This is a genomic window from Bacteroidota bacterium, from assembly GCA_037133915.1.
GTDB lineage: Bacteria > Bacteroidota > Bacteroidia > Bacteroidales > CAIWKO01 > JBAXND01.
Genome location: JBAXND010000030.1, coordinates 19,573 through 43,505, shown reverse-complemented (window position 1 = coordinate 43,505; position 23,933 = coordinate 19,573). Strand labels below are relative to the sequence as shown.

Below are 23,933 nucleotides of genomic sequence, written 5' to 3'. Positions count from 1 at the left end.
CGGTTGCCTCTTTTTTTTGCAGCCGCCCAAAATAGTCCTAACTTTGCAAAAAATCATTCTCATGAGAACCTGCTTTCTGATATTCGTCTCCGTATTTCTATGCTTCAATTTTGAAATAAATGCTCAGACAATCCTCCTTGGTCCGCAGCCTTTCAATTCTGATGTGCTCACTCACGGCAGTTCCGCGCCTACCACTGCCTGGTTCGCCCCCAGTTCAAACACCGCTATCAGTTATGTTGCAAGCGGAGGAAATCCGGGCGGATATGCAGGTTATTCAAGTTCATGGAACAGTTACTGGGGTAATTTTTTACGGCTGCCGCAGGTCAATTGCACAGGAAGAGACACCGTTGTTCTGTCATTCGATTTTTGCAACTCCTATTTTGCAGCACAGCCCAATGATCAGATTCGATTCTACCTATGGGATCAGGGAGGAAGTGCCTACCACAATGATGTAAGCAGTGTTAAAATAAATGGTGTGGAAAGCATGGTGAATTTTGGTGCAAACGGTTACGGATTTAGATTTAATGTTGCCCTTACCTGGGCAAGAGTAGAGGTAAAATACTTTCTTTCCAATGTAACGAATAAGTCGAATGTGCTGTTCTACATTGAACCCAGCTGCGGCTATAATAATTCGAATGTCTATTTTGTGAAGTTTGATAATATACAGGTGGCAACGGTTGCAGCACCTGTTGCGCCAAATGTTACAGGACACACAAATGATACCGCTGTTTGTGCAGGCAGTATGCTGAAATTAAAAGTTCATGCAAGCGGCACCGCCCCTCTTTCATTCACATGGAAGAGAAACGGCACATCAATAGGAACATTCAGCGACAGCACTCTAAGCATCCCAAATACCGGTCCGTTAAATGCAGGTACATATCGCTGCATAGTTACCAATAGCCTTGGTTCAGATTCTACGTCATTGATAAATGTAAGCGTAAACACAGCTCCCACAGCAATGATGCTTACACCTGACACTGCCATCTGCGAAGGCAGCAATGCATTTCTGAGAGCACACATCAATAGTTTTACTCCTATGAATCTGGGTTGGTACTTCAATAATGTATTTCAATCTGCGGCAACCGACAGCGTGTATACTATTACGAATGCACTGCCTGCACAAAACGGCCACTATTATATAAATGCAATAAATGCCTGCGGAAGCTCATTCAGTGATACGATTTCCCTTACTATAAATCCGCGCCCTGTGCCCTTCATTGGCAACGATACCATGGTTTGTTCCGGCTCATCCATTCTTCTGGATGCCGGTGCCGATTATTCACAATACAACTGGTCAACCGGAAGCAATCTGGAATTTATAACCGCCGACACCAATGGCTTTGGGACTGGTATTCGGACATACACAGTTACTGTGACCAACAATAATCAGTGTACCGGAAGTGCAGGCATTGATATTAATTTTGATATTTGTTCGGGAGTAACTGAAGAATACAGCAACCGCAATTTCAGTGTATATCCGAATCCTGCTAAAGAAATAATTTCTATTCATTTTGACGATGGTATCAGCACCATCGAAGTGTTTGATGCAACAGGACACCTGCTCATTTCCAAAAATTATCAACAGGCACATTATACCGACCTTGATATTTCGGCACTCACTTCGGGCATTTTCACAATACGGATAAATAAAATAATTATCCAGAAGATCATTAAATGATGCCGCCATTTTCTATGAAATAATTTATTAGATGAAGCTGATAAATTGATTGCACGACCAGAGATTTATCACGTTTCAAATGCCTGCCTTTAATTTTCCTACCTTTGCATAGAAATGAAAAGAGCTGCACTTTTTATATTCTATATTCTCATCGCACAGTTTCTGTTCGCGCAGAATTATACACAGACCATCCGAGGTACAATAGTGGATAAAAACTCTCAGATGCCATTACCGGGAGCCGCAGTAGTGCTGATTAACAGCAATCCTTTGCGTGGTGCGGTTGCCGACAGCAACGGTCGTTTCAGACTTGAAAAGGTACCCATCGGAAGAGCCGGAATTAAAATAAGCTACATTGGCTATAACGACATTTTACTGAATAATCTAGAGCTGAATGCCGCCCATGAACTCATCCTGAATATTGGGATGGAGGAGCGTATTTATGCAGGTAAGGAAGTGGTGATATCTGCGGAAAGCGACAAATCATCATCTATAAATCGAATGGCCGCCGTAAGCGCACGTACATTCACCATTGAAGAAAGTGACAAATACGCAGGAGCGCGCAGCGATGTAGCACGTATGGCTTCAAATTTTGCGGGCGTGACAGGAAATAACGACAGCCGCAACGACATTGTAATACGCGGCAATACGCCGTCGGGGCTGCTGTGGCGCGTTGATGGCGTTGACATTCCAAATCCAAACCACTTTGCGGGATTCGGTACAACCGGTGGTCCCATCAGTATTCTGCGAAATAATCTGCTATCCAATTCTGATTTCATCACGGCTGCTTTCCCGGCTGAATACGGTAATGCAATTTCCGGTGTATTCGATTTAAAGATGATAAACGGCAATGATGAACACCATGAATTTATGGGACAGGTTGCATTTAACGGTATTGAGCTGAGTGCCGAAGGTCCGCTGAATAAAAAAACAGCTGCGTCCTACATTTTAAATTACCGCTATTCAACCCTCGATGTTTTCAGTAAAATGGGCATTCAGCTGGGAACCGGACAGGGCATTCCCAAATACCAGGATGTGCTTTTCAAAATAAATATCCCGCGTACAAAAATCGGAAGCTTTACGCTGTTTGGATTTGGAGGACTAAGCGAGATTTCCTTCCTCGACAGTAAAAAAGACACTACTAAAGAAAAAATAGACTTCTACGGATCAGAAGGCTGGGACCTCACTAACTTCTCAAATCAGGCAGTAACGGGACTTTCACATACTTACATCATAAACTCGAGCACGTATACTAAAACAATCATTGCCGCTACTTACCATGGTTTTCGCACCTTAAAAGATTCCGTAACACCCGGACTCATTGCCATCACGCCTTACCAGCGCAGCAACCTCATTGAATGCCGGCTGAGTGCTTCCTTCTTCATTAATAAGAAATTCAGTGCAAGGCATAACCTTCGAACAGGATTTGAATTTTCAGATATTTCACTCAATCTGAACGACAGTATTTATAAAAAAAACGTCAACCGCTTTACGCAGAAAAATGATTTCTCGGGATTTCAATACCTGCTTCAACCTTATGTGGAATGGCAGTTTAGATTACGGGAAAATATTGTTCTGAATACGGGAATTCACGGGCAATACCTCACCAATACGCAGTCATGGTCGGCAGAACCGCGCATTTCATTGAAATGGAATTTCATGCCCACACAATCTTTTGGAATAGGTTACGGAATGCACAGCCAGCTGGCAACACCAACGGTTTTTTACAATCAGGTTGAACTTATCGACGGTTCGTATCATCGCACGAATACCAATCTTGATTTTATCCGCAGTCATCATTTTGCATTTTCATATGACTGGAGCATTACCGAAAATACGCGTCTGAAAACGGAACTTTATTATCAGTATATCTACAATGTGCCTGTAAATAAAATGCAGCACGACAGTTATTCGCTGCTCAATCAGGGTGCAAATTTTGAAGTGTTTTCGCCCGACACTTTAATCAATTCGGGAAGCGGTCGTAACTATGGCGCAGAGCTGACTCTGGAGCGATTCATGAGCCGCGGATTCTATTATCTGGGAACGGTCAGCCTGTTCGAATCAAAATACCGCGGAAGCGATAACGTGGAACGCAATACTGCCTTTAACAGCAATTACATTGTCAATATGCTGGCAGGTAAAGAATTCAATCTCAAATTCAGAAAAAAGAAAGAAGAAAAACGCAAAAAATCATTTACTGTCAATTTAAAAACTACGCTCAGTGGGGGGCAACGCTATTCACCGATAAATACCGATGAGTCAATGGCCGCTAAAAAGCCTGTTTATATTGACGAACTGGCTTATTCAAAACAATTCCCGTATTACAATCGCACGGATCTGAAACTCATTTACAAAATGAACGGCAAAAGAATCACCGTCGAATGGTCACTGGAAATAACGAATATTTTTAATCAGAAAAATGTCTATACCCAAACATTCAATCATAAAACCGGCGAAACTTATTTCACCTACCAACTTGGCAGAATGATAATTCCGCAGTACCGAATAATCTTTTAACCGGTTTTTCTCAGAAAGAACAATTCAGAAATATTTCATACCCCGGACTTACCTTTTCCGCTTTAATTATATTAAGACTTCGCATATCAAGCAATTCGTTCATCATTTTTCCATGTAAGTTACATATAACCCGACTCAGTAATTATATTAATATGCTTATTATCAACTGCTCCATCATTCCATTTGTTATAAATCAATTTTATTGATTCGCAAAAACGCGGAAAAGTTTCGGAAATTGATTATTTTTGCACGTTATCACAAATCGGCAAGTCGATGTTTTTATAAATGCCTGATTTAATACTAATTATCTACTCTATATTGAATAAATTTAAACTATAACACGTTGAAAACACTACGCAACCCTGAAGCCGTTTATGGCCTCAACTTTACTCAGAACCAGATAGACGACGCAAGGATAAACAACAAAATACTGACACTTGATCTGGAAACAAGTCATATTTGCAACTACAGGTGTATCTATTGTTATAACGATTCCGGCAAAAAACTGAGTAACGAACTTACTACAGCAGAGCTGAAAGACGTAGTTTTACAAGGAAAACAATGCGGTGCAAAGAACGTCAGCATCATTGGAGGCGGCGAACCATTTCTGCATAAAGATATCATGGAAATTGTGCGCTACATCCATTCACTGGGCATGGAGCAGGATATTTTCACCAACGGTACCGTAATGACACGCGAACTGGCCGACGAACTGCTCTCGATGAACGTTCAGCTCGTGGTTAAACTCAACAGCCTTAAACCTGATGTTCAGGATTTTCTGGCAGGCATGAAGGGCGCCGGAGATTACATCAAAAAAGCGCTCGAAATACTTCAGGAATCCGGTTTTGCAGAAAAAAACCTGCTGGGTGTGGAATCCATTATCTGCAAACAGAATTATGATGAGATACCGGAAATGTGGCAATGGGCCCGCGACCGCAACATCATCCCCTACTTTGAAATGATTACCTTTCAGGGAAGAGCCAAAGGGCACGACCTGAATGTGAAGATAGAAGACCTTCAGGCACTGTTCGAACGTCTGCTTAAAATTGATGAAGAAAAATACGGTTATACCTGGAATCCCCATCCTCCCATTGCCGGTCTGAGCTGTAAAAGGCATCTGTATAACGTTGTAATTGCGTCCAACGGCTATGTGTATCCCTGTGTGGGCGTCAATATCAAACTGGGAAATATCAGGCACGATAAATTAGGCGACATCATCAGACAATCACCCATTTTAAAATCACTGCGCCAGATTGACGAGCACATTCACGGCAGTTGCAAATCCTGCAACATGAATATGGAATGTTACGGCTGTCGCGGCATGGCATATCACCTCACAGGCGATTGCTTTGCATCGGATCCGTTATGTTGGCACAACGAGAAGCAAATAAGCATTCAGGATGACGGAACAATTAAAGCACCTAAAAATATTTAACCGATGAAATACGCACTGGTAACAGGTGGTTCAAGAGGTATAGGCAAAGCAATTTGCCTTCAGCTGGGCAGCATGGGATATCACGTACTTGTAAATTATGTGTCCAATAAAGCAGAAGCTGAAGATACCCTCACACAATTGCAAAATGCAGGCTGCACGGGCGAATTGATGCCCTTTAATGTTGCCGTACAGGATGAATTTGAACAGGCGATTGAGGCATGGTACACAGCCCATCCCGATGCGTATATTGAAGTGCTGGTGAACAACGCAGGAATACGCCGCGATGCACTGATGATGTGGATGAAGAATGAAGAATGGTTTGATGTAATGAACACCAACCTGAACGGCTTCTTCTACATTACCCGTCGTTTGCTTAAAGATATGCTGGTGAACAAATACGGGCGCATTGTAAATGTAGTTTCCCTTTCGGGAATAAAAGGGCTTCCGGGCCAGGTAAATTATTCGGCAGCAAAAGCAGCCGTGATAGGCGCTACCAAAGCACTTGCTCAGGAAGTAGGCAAAAAGAATGTTACTGTAAATGCCGTAGCTCCGGGATTTATCCGCACGGATATGACCAAAGATTTTGACGAGAATCAGGTTAAAGCAATGATACCGGTAGCACGGTTTGGCAAACCCGAAGAAGTGGCAGCCGTTGTTGGTTTTCTGGCATCGCCGCAGGCATCGTATGTTACAGGTGAAGTGATTTCGGTGAATGGTGGACTTCACACGTAAGTCGTAAGTCGTGAGTCGTAAGTCGTGAGTTGTGAGTTGAATTTGAAAGTTAAAATATTATTCATTGTTCATTATTAATTATTAATTGTTTGGTATGAACAGGGTTGTGATAACAGGCACGGGCATATATTCGTGCATTGGAAAAAATCTTGAAGAAGTAAAAGAATCGCTTTACTTAGGGAAATCGGGCATTGGCGTTGATCAGAAACGTAAAGAGATGGGCTTTCGCTCTTCACTTACAGGTGTGCTTGAAGCGCCCAACCTGAAAGGGATGCTCGACCGCCGCATGCGCGTAGGTCTTGCGGAACAGGGTGAATATGCCTTTCTGAGTACGCTTGAAGCGATGAAAGAGGCAGGTCTGGACCAGTCGTATTTTGATACGCATGAAGCAGGCGTTATTTTTGGCAACGACAGTTCTGCGCTGGCCGTTATAAAGTCGACAGACATTGTGCGCGAGAAAAAAGACACCATGCTGTTGGGTTCGGGCTATATTTTTCAGTCGATGAACTCTACCGTAACGATGAATCTTTCGGTAATCTTCAAACTTCGCGGCATCAACTTCACCGTGAGCGCTGCCTGTGCAAGTGGTTCACATGCACTGGGTATGGGTTATCTGATGATTAAAACCGGTCTTCAGGATATGGTTGTGTGCGGCGGCGCCCAGGAAGTGAATGAGTATTCCATGGGCAGTTTTGATGCACTCAGCGCATTCTCAATGCTTGAATCCGACCCCCACAGAGCATCGCGTCCATTTGACAAGAGCCGTGACGGCTTGGTGCCTAGTGGTGGCGCAGCAACAGTTATTCTCGAAAGTTACGAATCGGCCATAAAACGCGGTGCTCCGATTTTAGGTGAGATTATCGGTTACGGATTTTCGTCCAACGGCGAGCACATCTCACAATCGGCGGTCGACGGTCTTACACGCGCCATGAAAAGCGCATTCAAAGATGCAGGTATAGACCCTTCGGAAGTAGATTATATTAATGCACATGCCACCTCAACACCGCATGGCGACATGAGCGAAGCGGTGGCAATTGATAATATTTTCGGTGAGAACAAACCCTATGTGAGCTCTACCAAATCCATGACCGGCCACGAGTGCTGGATGGCGGGGGCAAGTGAAATCGTGTACTCTTTGCTGATGATGAAAAATAATTTCATTGCTCCAAATCTCAATTTTGAAACACCTGATGAGTTTTCAGCAAAACTAAATATTAACCCTAAGACGGTTGAGAAAGAATTTGATGTATTTTTGTCTAATTCTTTTGGATTCGGCGGAACGAATTCTTCCCTTCTTATCCGAAAAGTAAAATAAACTCCATTATTAAAAAAAAATACGCGTGCCCATGACTAAAGAAGATGTACTCAAAAAGATTAATGAATTTCTGATTGAAGAATTCGAATTGCAGGAAGAACAACTGGTTCCCGAAGCTTTACTGAAAAACGATTTAGGCATTGACAGCCTTGATTTTGTTGATATTATCGTCATTATTGAAAAGAACTTCGGCTTTAAAGTTAAAGGTGAAGAAATGATTAACGTGAAGACATTACAGGATTTCTACGATTACGTAATTGAACGCGTTAAAACAGAGTAGTCCCAGAAATAATTACAGCTCGGGAGGAAACTGATGAATCAATGGAAAGGACAAACCCGCGGCGGAATTACCGGATACCGGATTTTCGTATTTTTTATCCGCACTTTTGGACTTTCGTTCTCGTACTTTTTTCTGAAAATTGTTGCCGTTTACTTTCTTTTTTCGTCGGGTGAAGCCCATAAGGCATCCTATAATTATTACCGCACCGGACTCAAACGCGGAAAAATCAAGGCATATTTCAACGTATATTCCAATTATGTTGCTTTTGGCAAAGTGCTGGTAGACCGCATTGCCGTGCTTTCCGGATTTGTAAAAAAGTACACGTATGACTTCGACGGCGAGCACCATTTACGCAAAATGGTTGAAGACAAAACGGGCGGAATACTCGTAAATGCACACGTTGGAAATTGGGAAATCGCCGGACAGCTTCTCGAACGCCTCAATACGCGAATCAATGTTCTGATGTTCGACGCCGAACATGAAAAAATCAAACAATATATGAGCGGCGTTCTGGTGAACAAAAATGTAAATATCATCGTAATAAAAGATGGCATCTCACACCTTGAAAAAATAAAAGAAGCACTTGAAAATAAAGAGATTATTGCTATGAATGGCGACCGCTTCTTTGAAGGAAATAAAGTAATTTCATGCTCATTTCTGGGGAAGGAAGCATTATTCCCCGTAGGTCCGTTCTATATGGCCGGCAAATACAAGGTGCCCGTTACATACGCTTTCGCGATGAAAGAAAGCAAAACACATTACCATTTTTACGCCACGCCGCCACGCTGGATTGAAAACTTCAATCAGCTTAAAGAGCGCGATAACAGCCTGAAAAAGGTAGTAACTGAATATGCCGCCGAGCTGGAGCGCATTGTTAAGCGTTATCCCAATCAGTGGTTCAACTTTTATGATTTCTGGAGACATACACAATGATAAAACGACTGCTTTTTGTTTCTGCAAATAAACTCACGATTCCCTATCCTGTGTATCCGCTTGCATTGGCATATCTTAAAACATATCTCGAACAAAAACTTCCTGACCTCGAAGTAAAAATGTTCGACTTTAACCTTGCCGATATTGAAGCATATATTAATTTTCAGCAGGAGTTCAAACCCGATTACATAGCCGTTTCACTGCGTAATATCGATGGCGTAAATTCATATGACCCGGTAAATTTTATCAGCAGCTATAAAACAATTATAGAAAAGACCGATAAAAGCAGGGGCACAAAAGTTGTGATTGGCGGCGCCGGATTTTCGATTTTTCCTGAAAAATTATTTGACCGGCTCAATCCCGATTACGGAATTTCGGGCGAAGGCGAAGAAAGTCTGTATCTCCTTATTGACGGGCTTAACAACAACAAAGTTGTGAATGATATTCCCGGTCTCATCTTCAGAAAAGATGGGGCTGTACATATGAATCCCCGCAAGAACTGCTTCAGCGGTATGGATCTGCATTTCGACGATGCACTGGTTGATTACTACTGGAAAAAAAGCGGTATGCTTAACATCCAGACCAAACGCGGTTGTCCGTTCAATTGCATTTATTGCACCTACCCGGTAATTGAAGGCCGGCAGGTGCGCAAACTCGACACCGACACCATAATACATACGCTTAAAGATCTCAATTCCCGTAAAGGTATAAACTACGTTTTCTTTACTGATTCCGTTTTTAATATTGACAACGATTACAATGCAGATCTCGCCGAAAAGATTATCAGCAACGATATAAAATTGAACTGGGGCGCTTATTTTTATCCAAAAGGACTCACCTCCGATTTGCTCAAATTACTTAAACGCTCGGGACTCATGCATATTGAGTTCGGAACAGAATCAATCTGCGACGAAACACTTGTCAAATACGGAAAACACTTCACCGTAGAAGATATTATCACACAATCAGAGCTCTGTTTCAAAGAAGATATTTTTTACGCGCATTTCCTGATTCTCGGTGGCTACGGAGAAACAGATGCCACCATTGATGACACCTTCAGAAACAGCATGAGAATTGAACATTCGGTATTCTTTCCGTACGTAGGTATGCGCATTTATCCAGGAACAAAATTATATAATTATGCACTGGCCGAAGGAAAGATCAGTGCCGACGATGAACTCATCGAACCTAAATATTATATCTCCGATAAAATAACACAATCAACACTTAAGGAAAGAGCAGAAAAAACTGGAAAAAGATGGGCGTTTCCCGATGAAGATATAAGTTCCATTGTAAGCAGAATGCGAAACCTGCGGAATAAAAAAGGTCCGCTGTGGGAATATATGCTGAAATAGAGTCGAGAGCCGCCTGTCCGAATTTGGCGGATAAGTCGAGAGTCGTAAGTAAAAAGTCGAAAGTTGAATGACTTTATGAACTTTACAAACTTTATAAATTTTAGGAACTTTATAAACTTAAAAAAAAAGTGATATGATAGCTCGCGACGAACAGATACTGAACCTTATTCCGCAAAGGCCTCCTATCGTCATGATTGATAAATTCTTTTCGGCAGCGGATGGAAAAACCATGACCGGACTGACCGTCAAGACATCAAACATTTTTGTTGAAGACGGATTCTTACGCGAACCCGGACTCATTGAAAATATTGCACAGTCGGCAGCAGCAGGCGTTGGTTACGTTTATAGCAACAGCGGAAAGCCCATTCCGCTGGGATTTATCGGCGCAGTTAAAAATCTGAAGGTTTACTCACTTCCGGCGGTAGGTGATGAATTGGTAACCGACGTAAAAATTGAGCATGAAGTTTTTGAGATTACGATGATCAGCAGCCGCATCCATTCCAATGAAAAGCTGGTAGCGGAATGCGAGATGAAAATATATCTGCAGCCCTCACAATAGCAGCGATTCAGGAACATCTGCCTATTTATATACTCTCGGAATATAGCATGAAGTAAATCAGTTTTCAGGACTAAAATTTCATCGCAATATTATTTATATTTGCATTCCTTAAAAAACATGTCGTTATGGAAAAACCAAAATATCCCGGGCTCAAAGAAGAATCAGGAAAAGTTGATTATAATTTTCGGATTCTGCATTATGAGCTGGACGAAAATGGAAATTACTACAGCGAAATGCGCAACAACTGGGGTCATAAGGAAGTTACCAATCAGGGTTCCTGGGACACCGTTTTTGAAAAAATGGAAATTGCCCGTCAGGATTACCTCACAGGGAAGGTGACACCCCTTGTATTTCATATGGAGCGCTGCATGATGGACGTCAGCCTGCTTTCCAAATTTGTTGGTTTTTCCAAATTCAGAATAAGAAGACACCTGAAACCTAAAGTATGGAACAAACTAAGTCCGGAAGTTAAAGCTAAATATGCTGAAGCTTTTGAGTGCACCATGGACCAGCTTGTCAATTTGTAATTTTACTAAAGAAATCAGAACAGATGAAACTTGATTTTGTACACAGCCAGGCATCGCATTGTGAAACCGGTGCGACAAAAAATATGCTCCGCTATTTTGGAATTGACATGTCGGAACCCATGACGTATGGAATTGGCGCCGGACTGTACTTTGCGCATTTACCGATGCTCAAAATGAATCACATTCCGGTAACGACTTTCCGGACACTTCCCGGTCTGGTATTTTCAAGAGCATGTAAAAATCTGGGGGTTGAATACGAGAAAAAGACATTCAAAGACCCCAAAAAAGCTATGAGTGAACTCGACAGAATACTTGAACAAGGTCTTCCCGTCGGGTTACAGGTAGGTGTGTATCATCTTCCGTTCTTTCCTCCCGAATTCCGCATGCATTACAACATGCACAACATGTCGGTTATCGGAAAAGAAGACGACACGTATTTTATAAGCGATCCGATGATGGAGCAGATCGTAACAATTACTTACGAAGATCTGATGCGTGTGCGTTACGCAAAAGGACCTTTTGCACCTGAAGGTAAAATGTACTACATCACCAAAGCGCCTCAGGGCACCATCGATTTCAGAAAACCCATTGTAACCGGTATAAAAAAATCGCTTTTTGAAATGACCGGGCAGTATTTCTGGATGATTGGCGTATTCGGCATTCGGTTTCTGGCACGCAGACTGCGTACATGGCCCGATAAAGTCGGTGAAAAGAGAGCCACTCAATACCTGGTACAGCTAATTCAAATGCTGGAAGAAATTGGTACCGGCGGTGCCGGTTATCGCTATATATTCGGAGCGTTCCTGCGCGAATCGTCTGAAGTATTGCAGCAGGACTGGTTGTTGCCCGTATCGGTAGAAATGGGAGAAGTAGCATCACGCTGGCGCGAATTTTCGCACACCGGGGCACATTTTATTAAACATCACACCGATGCCCCGAAGACGTTTAATCTCCTTGCGGATATGCTCCTTGACATCGCCGACCGTGAAGCTTCCGTTTATAAAAAGCTTAAAAAAATATCTCTGTAATGAGAACTCAGGAGCCATTAATTGAAATTGTTAACCTTTCTAAAACCTATAAAGGGAACAAAGAACCGGCAGTCAACGGCATTACCCTCACAATAAACGGCGGTGAGATTTTTGGTTTGCTCGGCCCTAATGGCGCGGGAAAAACAACCACCATCTCTATTTTATGCGGACTGTTCCCTCCTACCAGCGGTGATATCTACATTGATCATCACAGTATCAAAACAGAAAAAGAAGAAATAAAAAAAGTAATCGGTGTAGTGCCGCAAGACATTGCATTGTATCCCAATCTTACTGCTCGCGAAAACCTGCGCTTTATCGGAAACATGTATGGATTGCGCGGCACGGCTCTTAAAAAACGCATTGATGATGGCCTTGAACGGCACGGGCTGACCGATAGCGCTGGAAAGCGGCTTGCTACCTATTCGGGAGGTATGAAACGCAGGATTAACCTCATCGCGGGCATTTTACACAATCCTAAAATACTATTCCTTGATGAGCCTACTGCCGGCGTTGACGTGCAGTCGCGCAGTGTAATTATGGATCACCTGCTCGATTTGAATCGCCACGGCATGACTATCATTTACACCTCACATTACATGGAGGAAGCCGAAAATCTGTGTTCACGAGTGGGCATTATTGATAATGGAAAAATAATATCAACGGGCATTCCGCGACAGCTTATCGACAAAACGCCCGGCTGCGCTACACTCGAAGACTATTTTATTAAACTTACCGGAAGAGCCCTCAGGGACGGTTAATACACATACCATGTTCAAACTATTAGCATCTATAAGAAAAGAAATAAGGCTTTTAGTACGCGACCGATCGGGAATGATAACCCTTTTCGTGATGCCCGTGCTGTTGGTTTTTATCATTACCATGATAGAAGACAGCGCCATCAACATCCTCACCGACAAACAAATTTCGCTGCTGTATGTTGATAACGACCACGACAGTCTGGGTATCTCTATTGACCGAACCCTTAATAATACCAACGCGTTTACGGTCGTTAAAGAAATGAACGGGCAGAAAATCACCGCTGAAAAAGCCCGGGACCTGGTTGCCAAAGGCGACTTTGCCGCTGCGGTCATCATCCCGAAAGGTTCCACCGACACGCTTCGCAGCAATGCACGAGCCGTAGTAAAAAAATCATTCGTTGATCTGGGAATGATAAAAGACACAAATTTTGATAAGCATTACGACTCGGTTCAAATGCTGTTATTATTTGACCCTGCGGCCAAAATGGCGGTAAAAGCTATTGTTGCCGGTGCTGTTGGGCAAAGCGCCTACATGACCGAATCGCGCATGGTATATCAAACCTATTCTGAATTTCTTTCGAAAATGATGCCTGATGGAAAATCGCTTTCTATTGATTACCCTGATATGATAAGCTTTAAAAAAGAATTTGCATCAACTCGCGAAGCTGAAATTTTGCCCAATACCACGCAGCATAATGTGCCGGCATGGACACTTTTCTGTATGTTTTTTATTGTGTTACCGCTGTCAGGAAGTATTATTCAGGAAAAAGGTGAAGGCGCTTACCTGCGTCTTAAAACGATGCCGAATACGCTCGTGGTTTCCTTTCTGGGTAAACTCATTGTTTATTTTCTGGTGTGCATCATTCAGGTACTGATTCTCTTTTCAATTGGTGTATACCTTATTCAATATGTTAATCTTCCGGCATTACAACTGGGTTCGCATCCGATGGCACTTATAACGACCATCATGGTTTCTGCATTTGCAGCCGTGGGATTCGGTGTGATGATAGGAACACTTTCAACTACTTATCAGCAAGCTGCAGCTTTTGGAACCGGCATTGTAATTATTATGTCTGCTATTGGCGGTTTGTGGATGCCCATTTATATGATGCCTCAGGCGATGATAGACATCAGCGGATTTTCACCCTTAAACTGGGCGCTAAAGGCCTATTACGCCATCTTTTTACGTGACGCAGGCTTATCAGCAGTTCTCAAAGACACGTTCAGACTATTCCTGTTCGGGGCAGGCTCATTTTCTGTTGCACTAATTTATCAACGGTTTAAAGCAATAAAATAATTTGTTTCTGATAAAGGGGAAGAACCTTTATTACAATTGTTTACCACGAGTATATGCGTTCTGATAAAACTATTTTATGGAAGACGAAAAATACCCGGGACTAAAAATCACCCCGGAATATCCTGAAGGCTCCTATGATTGGGCATTATTATATTATAATCTGGATGAAAGCGGCGATTTCAGTACGGTTATGACCGCCAATCATATGGAACGATTGATTCCCTTAAAAGAGCATTGGGAAAATATTTATGACCGCGTCCAGATTGCAAAACGAAAAGTATTGAACGGTGAAGCCAGTCCGCTGCTTTATTTCATGGAACGAACCGTAATGGACCTGACGATATTATCAGGCTATGCCGACATCGCGAAATGGAAAGTAAAAAGACATATGAAACCAAAGGTTTTTAAGAATCTCAATACGGCAGTACTCGAAAAATATGCCGCCGCTTTTGGAATCAGTATTGATGAACTTTTAAGTATCAAATAATAAAAAGAAAGACCTACGTATGCTCCTCGACGGTTATCAGCACGAAGTTCATTCGCATTGCGAAACAGGTTCCATACTCAATGTTTTGCGCTACAATGGAATCCAGTTATCAGAGCCCATGATTTTCGGAATCGGTTCAGGAATCTCTTTTGTTTACCTGCCTTTTGTGAAAATTAATCATGTTCCAATCTCAGCTTTCAGGCGCTTACCCGGCAAAATATTTTCACGCGTTTGCAAACAGCTGGATATTGAATTTGAGTTAAAAACTTACAGCAATCCCGCTAAGGCGATGGATGAATTAGACCGGGTTCTTGACAAAGGAATCCCTGCCAATCTTCAGGTAGGCGTTTACCATCTGAATTATTTTCCACCCGAAGGCCGCCTGCATTATAATATCCATACGATGTCGGTGGTAGGTAAAGAAAATGGAGACTATCTGGTAAGCGACAGTATTTTTGACGGGATACAGAAAGTTCCTTACGAAGAAATGAAGCGCGTGCGTTATGCTCCCGGCGCTTTTACACCTCACGGTAAAATGTATTGGATAACCAAAGTCCCCGAAAACATCGACCTGCACCAGCCTATAGTAAACGGTATAAAAATTTCGGTCAGGGAAATGATTGGCTATTATTTCTGGCTGATAGGAACAAAAGGAATACGGTATTTTTCAGACAGCTTTCGTAAATGGCCCGAAAAACTGGGAGAAAAAACGTCGAGACAATATTTGCTTCAGCAAATTCAAATGCTTGAAATAGCCGGTACGGGCGGCTCCGGATACCGATATATTTACGGTGCATTTCTTAAAGAATCGGCAGCGATTCTTAAACAAGACTGGATTAATGATGTTGCAGTTGAAATGGGTCAGGTTGGTAACAGATGGCGCGAGTTCAGCCATATTGCTGCACAGTATATCAAAACCCGGGAGAACTTCCATAACTCCTTCAACGAAATGGCAGATATTCTGCTCGACATTTCAGATAAAGAACATGCCATTTTTTATAAGCTCAAAAAAGTATCACAATAGAAATTCCATCGCCCCATTTATTATTGCATAACTTTGCCGCTTATAAGAAAAAACACACAAAAGAAACAATGGAATTATCAGAAAGAATTAGTATTAAAGTGCGCTTTAATGAAGTTGACTCATTAAAAATTGTATGGCATGGTCACTATTTAAAATATCTTGAAGACGGCAGAGAAGCATTCGGCGAAAAATACGGAATAGGCTACCTCGATGTGTATGATGCAGGGCTTGCTACGCCTTTGGTAAAAGTGGATATCAATTATAAAAAAATATTGCAATACGGCGACAATGTTATTGTTGAAGCACGCTATGTAAACACGGAAGCAGCAAAAGTTATTTTCGATTATACGCTGTTTAAAGAGGCTACAGGCGAAATTGTTGCCACCGCTCAAACTATACAGGTTTTTATTGATAAAAATGGAGAACTTGTATTAACTTTGCCACCCTTTTATGCAGACTGGAAGAAAAAGTGGGAGATATAGCAACATTTACAAATAAACTGAATGGCGCCTGTTTACGTAGCTTCGGACAATATCATCACCTCTCTCGGGTTTACTTCTGCTGAAAATATCCGCAATATTAAGGATAACGTCACCGGGGTAAAACTCAACACCAACCCATTGCTGCACCCCGACCCTTTATTTCTTTCGGTGGCAGATACCGAACGCCTCAATCAAACAAGTCAGGCAATTATTGGCGAACAAAAATTCACCCGCTTCGAAAAACTCCTGATAACATCTATCAGTCAGGCATCAGAAAAATGCAGTATTGACCTTGCATCTCCGAAAACCATATTTATTATTTCTTCGACGAAAGGCAATATTGACCTTCATGAAAAACGCCATCAAGGTGAATTTGAACCTGAACGCATCCACTTGTGGAAAGCTGCCGCCGAAGTAAGCCGCTTCTTTCAAAACCCCAATAAGCCATATTTAATATCAAATGCTTGTATATCAGGCGTATTAGCTGTAATCACAGCGGTTGACCTTATTTCATCGGGTAAGTATGATAACGCCGTGGTGGCAGGTGCTGATATTGTTTCTGAATTTGTTGTTTCCGGATTTCAATCCTTTAAATCCCTAAGTTTTGGTCCGTGCAAACCCTTTGATATCGGGCGCGATGGATTAAATCTTGGCGAAGGTGCCGGAACACTCCTGCTTACCTCCGATGCCGGCCACGTTCAGGACACACAGAAAATTTGTGCCTGCGGCGGCGCCAGCAGTAATGATTCAAATCATATTTCAGGTCCGTCGCGAACAGGTGAAGGTCTGTATATTGCTGTTCAGAAGGCTATGACGGCGACCAATACCACTGCTGAGAATCTTGATTACATTTCGGCACACGGTACAGCAACGCCCTACAATGATGAAATGGAAGCAAAAGCCTTTACGCTTGCAGGTATTGAAAATGTGCCTGTTAACAGCTACAAAGGCTATTTTGGTCACACCTTGGGTGCCGCCGGTGTTATTGAAACGGCGCTGAGCGTACATTCAATGCGTGCCAATATATTATTTAGCACACTGGGTTTTAGCGAATTAGGCGTTCCGGACGCCATCAATGTTATTAAAGGCCTGAAAAACAGGACTGTAAATAAAGTATTGAAGACGGCTTCGGGCTTTGGCGGGTGCAATGCAGCACTTGTTCTATGTAAAACAGAATAAGCAACTTAATGAAGTTATACATCTCAAAATACAGCTCCATTCGCAACCAACAACTTGTTGTTGATAATAATATTGTATTTCAACAGGATATTTTTATTAATTTTGCAGACTTTATTAAAGCTGCCTATAAAGAATGTGGTATAAGTTACCCGAAGTTCTATAAAATGGACAGCCTTAGTAAATTAGCATTTGTTGCGGCAGAGGTTTTATTAAAAGATACAACGTTCTTAACCAGGTTTTCGAAAGAAGATATAGGGGTAGTAATTGCGAACGCATCATCTACTATCACTACCGATATTGAATTTCAGGGCAGCATTGATGAGCGCTCAAATTATTTCCCGAGTCCGGCCATTTTTGTTTATACCCTGCCCAATATCGCCATTGGTGAAATTTGTATCAAGAATAAAATTTTCGGCGAAAATTGCCTGTTGGTGCAGGAAAAGTTTGATACCGCCCAATTAGTTGAATATGTGAACGGATTGTTCACCAACGGAAAAGTAAAGGCATGCATAGCCGGATGGGCAGATATCAATGAAAAACAGGAATATCAAACAACGCTGATGCTGGTAGAAAAAGAAGGTAAAACGGCGTTTGATCAAAAGAATATTTTAAATATCCACAATAACGGAGAATAATTGAAAAATGGAAGAATTAATCAATAAGCTAAGAATCGAAATTATTCAACAACTCAACCTTGAAGATCTTAAACCCGAAGATATTGACGCTGATGCGGCACTTTTCGGCGATGGTCTTGGTTTAGATTCTATCGATGCACTGGAGATTATCGTTTTGCTTGAGAAAAACTACGGCATTAAAATCGAAGATCCTAAAGAAGGAAAGAAAATATTCGCATCTATCCGCACTCTGGCTGAATATATTACCGAACACCAAAAGAAACAGGGCTGATGAATAAACGGGTTTTTGTTACAGGTGCAGGAATCATTTCAGCCATTGGTTCAGGCATCACAGAAACCTTCGATGCCTTATGTAAAGGCACTTCCGGAATACACCCTATTAAACTTCTACAAACGGTTCATAATAACCTGCCCGCCGGAGAAGTTCCGTTTACAAACGATGAACTTGCACTCATGGCAGGTCTGAGCACATCCATGGGGTTTACCCGCACCACCTTACTCGCTGTTGCTGCCGCAAAACAAGCATTATCAGCAGCAGGCATTACAGATATCAGTGAAAGCCGCACAGGACTCATTTCGGCAACGACCGTGGGTGGTATGGATAAAAGTGAAATTCACTATTACGAGTATCTTAAAGAGAAAAAAGGGAACTGTTATATCGACACACACGATTGCGGCGACCATTGCGAACAACTTGCCGACCTTACCGGGATTCATGATTTTATAACTACAGCCAGTACGGCTTGTTCATCATCGGCAAATTCAATTTTACTGGCAGCTCGCCTGATAAAACACGGTCAGCTCGACCGCGTAATTGCAGGTGGTTCGGAATGCCTGACCAAATTCCATCTCAACGGTTTTAATTCCCTCAAAATACTGGATGCAGAACCCTGCAAACCATTTGATGCGGCACGTGCCGGTATCAATTTGGGCGAAGGAGCGGCTTATCTGGTGCTTGAATCGGAGGAATCTGCACTAAAAAGCGGACGCACCATTTTATGCGAACTAACCGGCTACGGAAATTCATGCGAAGCATTCCACCAAACGGCTTCATCACCCGACGGTAAAGGCGCAGCTTTGGCCATGGATAAAGCAATCCGCTGCGCGGGTATTGATGCAAAAGAAATCGGTTATGTAAACGCCCATGGCACCGGAACGGATAATAACGATGTATCGGAAGGAAAAGCGCTCCAGCATATTTTCGGTGCAGCCATTCCGCCCTTCAGCTCCACCAAGCCTTATACAGGGCACACTACCAGCGCGGCAGGAGCTATTGAAGCTATCATCAGCATCATCGCATTGCAACACGGTAAGGCATGGCCTAACCTGAATTTCGTTACCCAAATAGAAGAACTCGGCTTTAGCCCGGTGGCTGAACTAATCAGCAATCTCAACATAAAACATGTTTTGTCAAATTCATTCGGATTCGGCGGCAACAATACATCACTTATCTTCACAAAGCACCCTGCATGAAAGCATACATTAAAGGCATCGGTTGTATCTCACCGCAGGAAACATTCAGCAACGGGCGTCTCCCTGCTGAAATGAAAATATACCCGGGACCACTGATGAAGTGTGTGGAGCCGGCTTATAAAGAATATATTAACCCGATAGCCATCCGCAGACTCAGCCGCATTATCCGTTCGGGCATCACGGCAGCTATTATAAGCTCACGGGAAGCGGGCGTACAGAACCCCGACGCCATTATTACCGGCACCGGCATGGGATGTACCGAGGATACTGAAAAGTTCCTCACCACTATGCTCGACAATAACGAAACACTGCTTAACCCCACGAATTTTATTCAGTCAACATACAATACCATTAGTGCACAGATTGCCATCACGCTGAAATGCACAGCATACAATTCAACGTATGTACACCGCGGTTTTTCATTTGAAAGCGCCTTGCTCGACGGTATGTACCTGATTGAAGAACAGGAAGCCGGCAACATTTTAATTGGTGGCATTGATGAGATTACTGAACAGCATTATGCCATTACCTCGCTGAATAATCTCTGGAAGAAAGAACGTATTGATTCCGCAGCCATGCTGAACAGCCAGACGGCAGGTACCCTGCCCGGCGAAGGCGCCGTTTTTATTACACTCGGCCATGAACCCTCGTCGAACGGTTATCCCGGCCTGTATGAGCCGTATATGTTCTATAAACCGAAAGATGCGGCAGTAATTACAAAACATATTACCACCTATTTAAACCGGTGCGGCTTGAACATTTCGGATGTTGACCTCATACTTTTGGGCAATAACGGCGATGTGAATGATGATGCTGTTTACCAAACCCTATCTGACGGGCTTTTCAAAGATACCGTAACAGGTTTTTTCAAACACCTTTGCGGTGAATACCATACCGCATCAGCCTTCGCCGTATGGCTGGGCGCAAATATCATCCGTGAAGGTTCAGTTCCATCCTACGTCCTTAAAGGAAGTGTCAGCCCCTTCAAACCCAAACGCATTCTCATATACAACCACTACCGCAATGCCAATCATTCGGTGATGCTGCTGGAAAAATAAACAATTTGACAATTAGTCAATTAGAGAATCAGGTAATTCGGCAATCAGTCAATTTGAAAATTTGACCGGCCAACTATTTAAGTTCATAACTCTTTGTCAGAAAATCATGTCCAAAAAAGTGCAAAAAACGGACATGAGTTTCTCTGCGTCTCTGCGCCTTTGCGTGAAATACCAGGAATAATTCGAAAATTCAACAATTTTTAGTTCTCAGTTCTTAACTCTTAGTTCATAATTGTCTGTCCTGATTTCCGCATTTCTTCTTAAATTTGAGCAAAATCCTAACCATGAATACGAAAGCCGCACTTTTTTTAATCGCACTATTATTCTCTGCTAGTGTGCAGGCAGCCTGGATATCCAATCATCCCGTAACGGTGAAACAGCCCGATGGCACGTCACTGCAATGTTTTGCAACAGGCGACGAATATTATAACTGGATTCATGATGCGGAGAATTATACTATTATCCAAAATCATAAAACAGGTTATTGGTGTTATGCAAAGCTTGTCGACGGTCAATTGCAGGCAAGTGATTTGATTGCAGGGCATACTAATCCTGCACTTTTCGGTTTAACGCCCGGAATCAATATTTCGGCTTCTCAGATGCTGCAATTGCGGAATGCCCGTTTGGCGGCGACCCCAAAACCTCCCGCAGACCTGAAAAATGGCAGCAATTCTAAGTCAAGCGGCACCATAAACAACCTTGTTATTTATATCCGTTTCAGCGGAGAGCCTGAATTTACTGATGATACGATGACTTATTATAATTTCTTTGTTGGTCCGGCGGGTTCTAATTCGATGAAAAATTATTTTGAAGAAGCATCGTACGGAGCGCTTCATATAAATACAAAATTCTATCCCCATCCTTCGGGGAGTACCGTCATTTCATATCAGGATACTTATCCAAGATCACACTACGAGCCGTATGATGCAATCACGAATCCGGGTGGTTACACCGATCAAGGTCTGACAGAACATGAGCTTCTGATAAACGCCATCAATGCTGTCAGCGGCCAAATCCCTGCAGGGCTCAATCTTGATTACAACAACGATGGCTACATTGATAATATTTGTTTTATTGTTGATGGAAACACTACGGCATGGAGCACATTGCTATGGCCGCACCGCTGGACACTTTACTCCCAGAATATTTATATCAATGGAAAGCGGGTGTATGATTACAATCTGCAGGTACAGAATCATCTGCTGGTGAGTGGCAACGGCGTACTTTGCCATGAAATGTTTCATACACTGGGCGCACCCGATCTCTACCATTACAACCAAGATGGCCTTATGCCTGTAGGCATCTGGGATTTGATGCAAAGCAATCAGGAACCGCCACAGCACATGGGTGCGTATATGAAATTTCGCTACGGCGGATGGATAAGCAGTATCCCCGTAATCAGCGCTGCCGGAACGTATACGCTGAATCCCTTGACAACACCCACAGGCAATTGTTACCGTATCAATTCGCCCAACTCAACCACCGAATATTTTGTGGTGGAATACCGTAAAAAAAGCGGTGTTTTTGAAAGTTCACTTCCGGGCAGCGGCATTGTCGTTTACCGTATCAACTCAAATTTTGACGGTTACGGAAACGCAGGATACGATGGCGGTGCAACACTCGACGAAGTGTATGTTTACCGCCCCGGAGGTGATATTATTTTGACCGGGCAGCCAGATAATGCCTATATGAGTGCTAATGTGAACCGTAAAAAAATCAATAACAACACCGACCCATCGTCCTTTTTATCTGACGGGTCGCCCGGAGGACTTGACATTTCAGCAATAAGCACTGCCGGCGGAACCATATCTTTCAACCTGAACGGCGGCGCTGTGTGCGCCAGCAATTTAAGTACCGAGGCAATCCCCACGCCCGTATCGGGCTGCAACCTTACAGCAAACCAGCAGGTAAGGGTAACCATAAAAAACACGAGCAATCTTCCGCTTGCACCGGGGACAGGTATTTCGTATCAGATTGATAACAATGCGGTCGTTACTGAGTCCATTCCTACGGTAATAAATGTTGGCGGGAGTTACGTTTATACATTTGCGCAAACTGCAGATTTCAGCACTTTCGGAACACATACCTTAAAAGCATTTACTTCACTGGCGCTGGATTGTGACCGATGGAACGACACAATCGTAACTACAGTAACGCACGGGAAATTTGATTATGATGCTATCGATGCTCAGAACTTTTCTGACTCATATATTGATTTGGGAAGTAATGGTAATGTAATCACAACTGCGGATTTTGATGATGCCAGTTCGGCGGCTATAGATATTGGATTTAACTTTGGATATGATTGCAGCATATACAGCAAATTCGTGTTAAACACGAATGGATTTATCAGGTTGGGAACGGCGCCTCCCTCTACTCCGGCACTCTATTTTGATGATGCCCTCAATGCAACCGGTGGCATTTTTAACAGCAACGACACGGCAGATATCAATATCATTTCAGCATTCAACCATGACCTTGAAGCAGGCACCGGAACTCCCGAATATAGAGTTTACACATCAGGAACGGCACCGAACCGCATCTGTACTATTCAATTCAAAAACCTGCGCGATAAAACTACGAATCCGGCACAGCAGTATGATAATATCAATTTCCAGATTAAATTGCATGAATCGTCCAACGTCATTGACTTTGTGTATGGAACATGGACGCCTTCTGCGGCAGCATCGTATTATAAAACATCAGCCTGCGGTTTGAAAGGCCCGGGTCATGAGCCCGGTCAGTTGCTTGTTGCACGCAAAAGTTCGATGTCAACCTGGGATAACGTTATTTTTGAAAATGTGAACTACTCCGCAACAGCCACACTCAACTTCGGCAATCCACCCGACAGACCTGCTCCCGATCCCGGACAGACATTTCGGTTTACGCCCAACAGCATTGTAACCGGCATTGCACCTGATATTCTCGCGGAAGTGCCGTCAATAGGCGTTTTTCCGAATCCCACCAAAGGAATAGCCCAAATAGCATTTAACGGAATGGAAGGTGAACGTGTGAACGTGCGCATCTATAATTGCTACGGAATGCTTGTTTCAGACGAGGTGTATGCAAACGCGCCAGCTAAAGCCACCATTGACCTTAGCAGGCATTCAGCAGGCATTTATTTTATTGTTGCAGAGTCGGCAAACAAAACTGCGTGTAATAAACTCGTGATAGAGTAGCGCGA

The 23,933-nt window shown here is 42.9% G+C and carries 22 protein-coding genes; all 22 read left to right on the top strand.

Features of this window, described 5'->3' with window-relative positions; translation table 11 throughout:
* Positions 1 to 61: 61 nt before the first annotated feature.
* Positions 62 to 1,678 carry an immunoglobulin domain-containing protein gene (locus WCM76_10970; protein MEI6766155.1) on the top strand — a complete coding sequence of 539 codons (1,617 nt, stop codon included), beginning with the start codon at positions 62 to 64 and terminating at the stop codon, positions 1,676 to 1,678.
* Between the two features lie 114 nt (positions 1,679 to 1,792).
* Positions 1,793 to 4,192, top strand: a complete 2,400-nt coding sequence (locus WCM76_10965) for a TonB-dependent receptor (GenBank protein ID MEI6766154.1) — start codon at positions 1,793 to 1,795, stop codon at positions 4,190 to 4,192.
* 343 nt (positions 4,193 to 4,535) lie between these two features.
* Entirely contained in the window at positions 4,536 to 5,627 is a 1,092-nt protein-coding gene (locus tag WCM76_10960) for a radical SAM protein (GenBank protein MEI6766153.1), read from the top strand.
* 3 nt (positions 5,628 to 5,630) lie between these two features.
* Positions 5,631 to 6,359 (top strand): 3-oxoacyl-ACP reductase FabG, encoded by a 729-nt coding sequence (gene fabG / locus WCM76_10955; protein ID MEI6766152.1) that lies wholly within the window; start codon positions 5,631 to 5,633, stop codon positions 6,357 to 6,359.
* A 94-nt stretch (positions 6,360 to 6,453) separates the two neighbouring features.
* Entirely contained in the window at positions 6,454 to 7,674 is a 1,221-nt protein-coding gene (locus WCM76_10950) for a beta-ketoacyl-[acyl-carrier-protein] synthase family protein (GenBank protein ID MEI6766151.1), read from the top strand.
* 31 nt (positions 7,675 to 7,705) lie between these two features.
* Positions 7,706 to 7,954: a phosphopantetheine-binding protein gene (locus tag WCM76_10945; protein MEI6766150.1), complete on the top strand. Its 249-nt coding sequence runs from the start codon at positions 7,706 to 7,708 to the stop codon at positions 7,952 to 7,954.
* A 33-nt stretch (positions 7,955 to 7,987) separates the two neighbouring features.
* Entirely contained in the window at positions 7,988 to 8,887 is a 900-nt protein-coding gene (locus WCM76_10940) for a lipid A biosynthesis acyltransferase (GenBank protein ID MEI6766149.1), read from the top strand.
* Positions 8,884 to 10,242: a lipid biosynthesis B12-binding/radical SAM protein gene (locus WCM76_10935; GenBank protein MEI6766148.1), complete on the top strand. Its 1,359-nt coding sequence runs from the start codon at positions 8,884 to 8,886 to the stop codon at positions 10,240 to 10,242. Before WCM76_10940 ends, WCM76_10935 begins: the two co-directional genes overlap by 4 nt.
* Positions 10,243 to 10,375: 133 nt before the next feature.
* On the top strand, positions 10,376 to 10,801 hold the full coding sequence (locus WCM76_10930; GenBank protein MEI6766147.1) for a hydroxymyristoyl-ACP dehydratase: 426 nt from the start codon (positions 10,376 to 10,378) through the stop codon (positions 10,799 to 10,801).
* Positions 10,802 to 10,926: 125 nt separating this feature from the next.
* Entirely contained in the window at positions 10,927 to 11,328 is a 402-nt protein-coding gene (locus WCM76_10925) for a hypothetical protein (protein MEI6766146.1), read from the top strand.
* A 23-nt stretch (positions 11,329 to 11,351) separates the two neighbouring features.
* Complete coding sequence (locus tag WCM76_10920; protein MEI6766145.1) at positions 11,352 to 12,356, top strand: BtrH N-terminal domain-containing protein; 1,005 nt, start codon at positions 11,352 to 11,354, stop codon at positions 12,354 to 12,356.
* The gene (locus tag WCM76_10915; protein MEI6766144.1) at positions 12,356 to 13,114 is read left to right on the top strand and encodes an ABC transporter ATP-binding protein; all 759 of its coding nucleotides are present in this window, start codon (positions 12,356 to 12,358) and stop codon (positions 13,112 to 13,114) included. Before WCM76_10920 ends, WCM76_10915 begins: the two co-directional genes overlap by 1 nt.
* Positions 13,115 to 13,124: 10 nt before the next feature.
* On the top strand, positions 13,125 to 14,411 hold the full coding sequence (locus WCM76_10910; protein ID MEI6766143.1) for an ABC transporter permease: 1,287 nt from the start codon (positions 13,125 to 13,127) through the stop codon (positions 14,409 to 14,411).
* A 76-nt stretch (positions 14,412 to 14,487) separates the two neighbouring features.
* Positions 14,488 to 14,898 (top strand): helix-turn-helix domain-containing protein, encoded by a 411-nt coding sequence (locus WCM76_10905; GenBank protein ID MEI6766142.1) that lies wholly within the window; start codon positions 14,488 to 14,490, stop codon positions 14,896 to 14,898.
* Positions 14,899 to 14,917: 19 nt separating this feature from the next.
* A complete protein-coding gene (locus WCM76_10900) occupies positions 14,918 to 15,922 on the top strand; it encodes a BtrH N-terminal domain-containing protein (GenBank protein MEI6766141.1) in 1,005 nt (334 codons plus the stop codon).
* A 68-nt stretch (positions 15,923 to 15,990) separates the two neighbouring features.
* On the top strand, positions 15,991 to 16,404 hold the full coding sequence (locus WCM76_10895) for an acyl-CoA thioesterase (GenBank protein MEI6766140.1): 414 nt from the start codon (positions 15,991 to 15,993) through the stop codon (positions 16,402 to 16,404).
* 21 nt (positions 16,405 to 16,425) lie between these two features.
* Positions 16,426 to 17,583 (top strand): beta-ketoacyl synthase N-terminal-like domain-containing protein, encoded by a 1,158-nt coding sequence (locus WCM76_10890; protein ID MEI6766139.1) that lies wholly within the window; start codon positions 16,426 to 16,428, stop codon positions 17,581 to 17,583.
* A gap of 8 nt (positions 17,584 to 17,591) precedes the next feature.
* Positions 17,592 to 18,218: a 3-oxoacyl-ACP synthase gene (locus WCM76_10885; protein MEI6766138.1), complete on the top strand. Its 627-nt coding sequence runs from the start codon at positions 17,592 to 17,594 to the stop codon at positions 18,216 to 18,218.
* 7 nt (positions 18,219 to 18,225) lie between these two features.
* Entirely contained in the window at positions 18,226 to 18,489 is a 264-nt protein-coding gene (locus tag WCM76_10880; protein MEI6766137.1) for a phosphopantetheine-binding protein, read from the top strand.
* A complete protein-coding gene (locus tag WCM76_10875) occupies positions 18,489 to 19,691 on the top strand; it encodes a beta-ketoacyl-[acyl-carrier-protein] synthase family protein (protein MEI6766136.1) in 1,203 nt (400 codons plus the stop codon). The genes WCM76_10880 and WCM76_10875 overlap by 1 nt, the downstream gene beginning before the upstream one ends.
* Complete coding sequence (locus tag WCM76_10870) at positions 19,688 to 20,749, top strand: beta-ketoacyl synthase chain length factor (GenBank protein ID MEI6766135.1); 1,062 nt, start codon at positions 19,688 to 19,690, stop codon at positions 20,747 to 20,749. Before WCM76_10875 ends, WCM76_10870 begins: the two co-directional genes overlap by 4 nt.
* Before the next feature lie 284 nt (positions 20,750 to 21,033).
* Positions 21,034 to 23,928 carry a M6 family metalloprotease domain-containing protein gene (locus WCM76_10865; protein ID MEI6766134.1) on the top strand — a complete coding sequence of 965 codons (2,895 nt, stop codon included), beginning with the start codon at positions 21,034 to 21,036 and terminating at the stop codon, positions 23,926 to 23,928.
* The last annotated feature ends 5 nt before the right edge of the window (positions 23,929 to 23,933 follow it).

Coding starts and splice junctions, on each gene's coding strand:
- WCM76_10940 (MEI6766149.1), top strand. CDS start 7,988: ATGAATCAATGGAAAGGACAAACCCGCGGCGGAATTACCGGATACCGG.
- WCM76_10885 (MEI6766138.1), top strand. CDS start 17,592: ATGAAGTTATACATCTCAAAATACAGCTCCATTCGCAACCAACAACTT.
- WCM76_10920 (MEI6766145.1), top strand. CDS start 11,352: ATGAAACTTGATTTTGTACACAGCCAGGCATCGCATTGTGAAACCGGT.
- WCM76_10905 (MEI6766142.1), top strand. CDS start 14,488: ATGGAAGACGAAAAATACCCGGGACTAAAAATCACCCCGGAATATCCT.
- WCM76_10915 (MEI6766144.1), top strand. CDS start 12,356: ATGAGAACTCAGGAGCCATTAATTGAAATTGTTAACCTTTCTAAAACC.
- WCM76_10945 (MEI6766150.1), top strand. CDS start 7,706: ATGACTAAAGAAGATGTACTCAAAAAGATTAATGAATTTCTGATTGAA.
- WCM76_10925 (MEI6766146.1), top strand. CDS start 10,927: ATGGAAAAACCAAAATATCCCGGGCTCAAAGAAGAATCAGGAAAAGTT.
- WCM76_10965 (MEI6766154.1), top strand. CDS start 1,793: ATGAAAAGAGCTGCACTTTTTATATTCTATATTCTCATCGCACAGTTT.
- WCM76_10870 (MEI6766135.1), top strand. CDS start 19,688: ATGAAAGCATACATTAAAGGCATCGGTTGTATCTCACCGCAGGAAACA.
- WCM76_10865 (MEI6766134.1), top strand. CDS start 21,034: ATGAATACGAAAGCCGCACTTTTTTTAATCGCACTATTATTCTCTGCT.
- WCM76_10895 (MEI6766140.1), top strand. CDS start 15,991: ATGGAATTATCAGAAAGAATTAGTATTAAAGTGCGCTTTAATGAAGTT.
- WCM76_10880 (MEI6766137.1), top strand. CDS start 18,226: ATGGAAGAATTAATCAATAAGCTAAGAATCGAAATTATTCAACAACTC.
- WCM76_10900 (MEI6766141.1), top strand. CDS start 14,918: ATGCTCCTCGACGGTTATCAGCACGAAGTTCATTCGCATTGCGAAACA.
- WCM76_10910 (MEI6766143.1), top strand. CDS start 13,125: ATGTTCAAACTATTAGCATCTATAAGAAAAGAAATAAGGCTTTTAGTA.
- WCM76_10890 (MEI6766139.1), top strand. CDS start 16,426: ATGGCGCCTGTTTACGTAGCTTCGGACAATATCATCACCTCTCTCGGG.
- fabG (MEI6766152.1), top strand. CDS start 5,631: ATGAAATACGCACTGGTAACAGGTGGTTCAAGAGGTATAGGCAAAGCA.
- WCM76_10930 (MEI6766147.1), top strand. CDS start 10,376: ATGATAGCTCGCGACGAACAGATACTGAACCTTATTCCGCAAAGGCCT.
- WCM76_10875 (MEI6766136.1), top strand. CDS start 18,489: ATGAATAAACGGGTTTTTGTTACAGGTGCAGGAATCATTTCAGCCATT.
- WCM76_10970 (MEI6766155.1), top strand. CDS start 62: ATGAGAACCTGCTTTCTGATATTCGTCTCCGTATTTCTATGCTTCAAT.
- WCM76_10935 (MEI6766148.1), top strand. CDS start 8,884: ATGATAAAACGACTGCTTTTTGTTTCTGCAAATAAACTCACGATTCCC.
- WCM76_10950 (MEI6766151.1), top strand. CDS start 6,454: ATGAACAGGGTTGTGATAACAGGCACGGGCATATATTCGTGCATTGGA.